The organism is Sandarakinorhabdus sp., assembly GCF_031422795.1.
Classification (GTDB): domain Bacteria; phylum Pseudomonadota; class Alphaproteobacteria; order Sphingomonadales; family Sphingomonadaceae; genus Sandarakinorhabdus.
The window spans coordinates 1-3,759 of sequence record NZ_JANPML010000344.1 but is presented as its reverse complement, the minus strand read 5'-3'; the positions used below and the strand labels follow the sequence as shown (position 1 = coordinate 3,759).

Below are 3,759 nucleotides of genomic sequence, written 5' to 3'. Positions count from 1 at the left end.
GATCTGGCCGGGCTGGAAGCCGGCTTCAAGGCGCCCATCGCCATGATCGACGGCAAGCCGTTCAAGCCCGGCAAGGCCTATAAAGACAGCAAGCTGGCCTGCATGATCATGAGCCGCGAGTTCCAGAAACGCTGGGGCGATACCGGCATCGTGTTCAACACCCTCTACCCCGGCTGCGTCGCCGATACCGCGCTGTTCCGTGAGACACCGCCAGCCTTCCAGAAAATCTTCCCCTGGTTCCAGAAGAACATCACCAAAGGCTATGTGAGCCAGCCATTGGCCGGCGACCGCACCGCACAAGTGATCGCCGATCCGGCCTTCGCCAGCCAATCCGGCGTGCACTGGAGCTGGGGCAACCGCCAGAAACAAGGCCGCCGGCCTTTCGCCCAACCGCTTTCAACGCGCGGGACGAACGAAGCCCGCAACGAGCGTCTGTGGGAGCTAACGCTGAAGGCGGTGGGGCTGGATTGAGTGATGGCAGGTAAGGAAAAAGCGCCTCCGGCGGGCAGGGGCTGAGCCCCTGCACCCACTTTCGTTTTCGGGTGTGCAGGTTGGAAGGGCGTCCACTTGCAACCCCTTTGCGGCCCCTCGCCAGTGCGTTAGCATGAGCGGTGCCAGAAGCCTTTGAGCGACAGATTGATGCCATCCTCCGTTGTGATGCGGCACCACCGCTTGAAAACACACGGGTGCAGGGGCGAGTCCCTGCCCGCCGGAGGCGTTTTTCCGCTTTCCTTACAAAATTTTCGTTCGCAGGAGCCGCTGTTCCAAGAGCGTCTGCATGTCGCGGCGGCCGTCGGCGACCAGCATGATGATCACGGTCTTTTCACTGGTGCGATAGATGATGCGCCACGGTTTGGCGCTGAGTTGGCGGAAGCTGCTGATGCCGAGGGCGTCCAACTCACGCGGCACCGCGCCACGCTCCGGAAATTGCTCCAGTTCGGCGATCCGTTCCAGCATGGTGTCGAGGAAGGCCGAAGCGATGACAGGCGATGCCGCTTGCGCAAGATAGCCGGCGATATCAGCAAGATCGCGCTCTGCGCTGCGGGACAACTGAACCGTATAGCGTTTCGTCATGCGGACGGCGCAATGCGATCCTTGATGGCAGCGATGGCGGTGCGGGCATCAATCGTTTCGCCCGCCTCGATCTCCCGCTGGCCAAGGGCGAGAATTTTCAGCAGCGCCAGCGTTTCCTGGGTTTCTTCAAACGAAACGACATCGATCAGAACGGCCCTGGCCTGACCATTCTGGGTGATCAGCACCGGCTCGCGGCTCTCGTTGAGATCGGTCAGCACGTCGGCGGCATTGGCCTTTAGGTAGCTGACTGGACGCACCTGCGTGGAATAGCGCATGACAAACTCCGGACTGAATCAAGACCGAATATAGTCTATCTCGACACAGTTGGCCAGAGCAGTTGCAGCAGCGCAGCCCAATTGGGCTGTGCCAGATGGGTTCTATCCCTCCTTCGTCTCGCCCTTCCCCGGCACCAGCCCATAACGCGCCACCAGTTTCCACACGTGCGGCGGGATCATGTTCTTCATCATGGCGGGCGCTTCGCGGCGCAGGTGGAGGATGGTTTCGATCGCTTTCATCTCCAGCCGGGTGCGGGCGAACTCCTTGCCCTTGGGGCCGACCAGCGGCATCAATTTGCCGACGATGGGCCGCACCCATTTCGGCATGCGGCGCAATGGGAGCCCGCCGGCGGCGCGTTCGGTGTTGGCCATGAAGCCCTTCACCGGGCCGGCGCGTTTTGATCCATCGGGCTTGCCGTTATCGTCCGGTTCCGACAGCGCCACTTCGTCGCCGAGCAGGCCCAGCAATTCCGCGCCGCGATCATTGCGGATCAGCAGCCACTGCTCACCGGTGCCGCCCATATAGCCGACGGTGATATCGGCCAGGCTGTTGGTATAATCCACGCAGGTGCGGCAGGTGAGCGGGAAGAAATCCGGCCGCAGATCAGACAATGGCAGCATCAGGAACGGTACTTGCCTACGCTTGCCGTCGTCGAACCGCAGTTCAACATGATAATTCGCCTTGAATTCCAGATAGGTGATGCTGTCCGGCTGATCAGACAGCAGCGCCAGAAATTCGTGGAAATTTTCGGTCGTGGTGTTGTCGCTGCACGGCGTGCCGATCACATAGATGCGCTCGAACCCCAGCTTGGCCTCCAGCCGGCGCAGCGCGTGGATCTGGCAGGGGATGCCGATGATGCCGATGCGCTTGAAGCCGGCGGCGCGCGCCGGTTCCAGCAGCGCCAGCAGCGGCGCATAGCCCATGCGCATGCCGCGCACCTGGGCCATGGCTTCGGCCTTGGTCACCAACACCGGGCGCGGTTTCCACTTGTCGTCGGGGTCGGGCGCCATGGTGAGGATGGCCTGCACCGCTCCGGTTTCCAGCAGCCGTTCGCCCAGCCGGCTGGTGATGCCGGTCCATTGCGCGCCCGCAGATGGCTGTTTCAGACGGGCCTTGGCCATCCGCTGGAACGGGCCGAAAAACAGCTCGTCCGCCTTGGTTTCATCGCGGGCGCGGCCGTGCACCTGGGCTTCCATTGCGGCATAATCAGGCTTGATGAACTGGCAGGCGGTGCCGCAATCCGCGGGTGTTGCGGTGCGCGACACGCCGCAATCGGTGCATAGGCCGCGTGGGGCGGCGGGCGCAAAGTCTGGCGCAATCAGGCCGGTTTCCGTTACATTTGTTGCCATGCCCGGCAGTTAGCGCCTTGCGCTTGCCAACTGCAACATCACATCTTCAGCGGCGCAGCATAACCCGTCAATTCCAGATAGCCGCGCCCGCCTGGTACGGTCACCGCGCCTTCCCAATACACCGGGCCGCCGCTCATCCGGCTGTCCAGTTCCTGATCCGGCATCATCGGCACCACCGGCAATTCACGCCAGACGCCGCCAACGCGCAGCGCCACCACCGGCCGCACCGGCCAGCGCGCCTTGCTGCGCGGGCTTTGCCACCAGCCACCGGCCTGCCAGCGCACATCGCCGGGCTTCAGCACGGTAAGCCGGCCGGCCTTGCTGCGATGGCTGCCGCCGGCCCACAGCGCCGCGCCTGCCTTGTCGCGCATGCGGAACAGGGTGACGGCGCTGCCATCGTCCATGTTCAGGCCCAGCCAATCCCAGCCGACAGCGCGGGCGTTCATCAATGTGCTCGACCATTCGCGGTCGAGCCAGGCGGTGCCGGTGACGGCTTGCCCGTTCAGCCGGCCGGTTACCACCAGCTGCGGCCAGCTGTAATAGTGGCTGGCCTCACTTGGCGCTGGCCCCTTTTGGCTGAAGCCGGCTTCGCCTTGCAGGATGACGGCTTGCGTGGGCGTAAAGGCCAGATCGAAGGCAAAGCCCGCTCCGGCCAGTTTCGCGTGCAGCCGGCCATCCTTGCCGCGCCACAGCCGCCAATCATCAAGCGCCACATCCATATCGCCCACCCGCGCATTGGCGAGGCCAAAGCCCGCCCGCGCAATCCGGGCGGCATGGCGCAACTTGCCGTGCCCCGGATCGGCCAGCGCGGCATGGGCGAAAATCACCTGACGCGGCACAAAGCTGGAGGGGTTGGCCGTGTCGATATCAGGGCGCGTCCGGAAAAAGGTGATCTGGAAGCCCCGCTTGCCCTGCGCCGTGTTCAGCCAGCCGGTGACATACCACCATTCGGTGCGGAAATCGGGATGGGCGCCGTGATCGGCCGGAAAGCGCAAGCCCACGCCAGGCCGCACCGGCGCGAACGTCGCCGCCAGCAGCAGCGGCAGCAGGCACAGCAATG

General features: G+C 64.0%; 4 protein-coding genes and 1 pseudogene. 1 reads left to right on the top strand and 4 read right to left on the bottom strand.

Annotated features, from left to right (window positions below; genetic code table 11):
• Window positions 1-471: pseudogene (locus tag RMO81_RS12185) on the top strand (protochlorophyllide oxidoreductase); the annotation flags it as partial.
• A 261-nt stretch (window positions 472-732) separates the two neighbouring features.
• On the opposite strand, the gene RMO81_RS12180 reads toward RMO81_RS12185, so the two are convergent.
• The 4 genes from RMO81_RS12180 to RMO81_RS12165 form a co-directional block, all read right to left on the bottom strand.
• Window positions 733-1,074, bottom strand: a complete 342-nt coding sequence (locus RMO81_RS12180) for a type II toxin-antitoxin system RelE/ParE family toxin (protein WP_310476161.1) — start codon at window positions 1,072-1,074, stop codon at window positions 733-735.
• Window positions 1,071-1,349: a type II toxin-antitoxin system Phd/YefM family antitoxin gene (locus RMO81_RS12175; protein ID WP_310476160.1), complete on the bottom strand. Its 279-nt coding sequence runs from the start codon at window positions 1,347-1,349 to the stop codon at window positions 1,071-1,073. The genes RMO81_RS12180 and RMO81_RS12175 overlap by 4 nt, the downstream gene beginning before the upstream one ends.
• 102 nt (window positions 1,350-1,451) lie before the next feature.
• Window positions 1,452-2,699 carry a Coenzyme F420 hydrogenase/dehydrogenase, beta subunit C-terminal domain gene (locus RMO81_RS12170; RefSeq protein WP_310476159.1) on the bottom strand — a complete coding sequence of 416 codons (1,248 nt, stop codon included), beginning with the start codon at window positions 2,697-2,699 and terminating at the stop codon, window positions 1,452-1,454.
• 38 nt (window positions 2,700-2,737) lie between these two features.
• Window positions 2,738-3,757: a carotenoid 1,2-hydratase gene (locus tag RMO81_RS12165; protein ID WP_310476158.1), complete on the bottom strand. Its 1,020-nt coding sequence runs from the start codon at window positions 3,755-3,757 to the stop codon at window positions 2,738-2,740.
• Window positions 3,758-3,759: the final 2 nt, after the last annotated feature.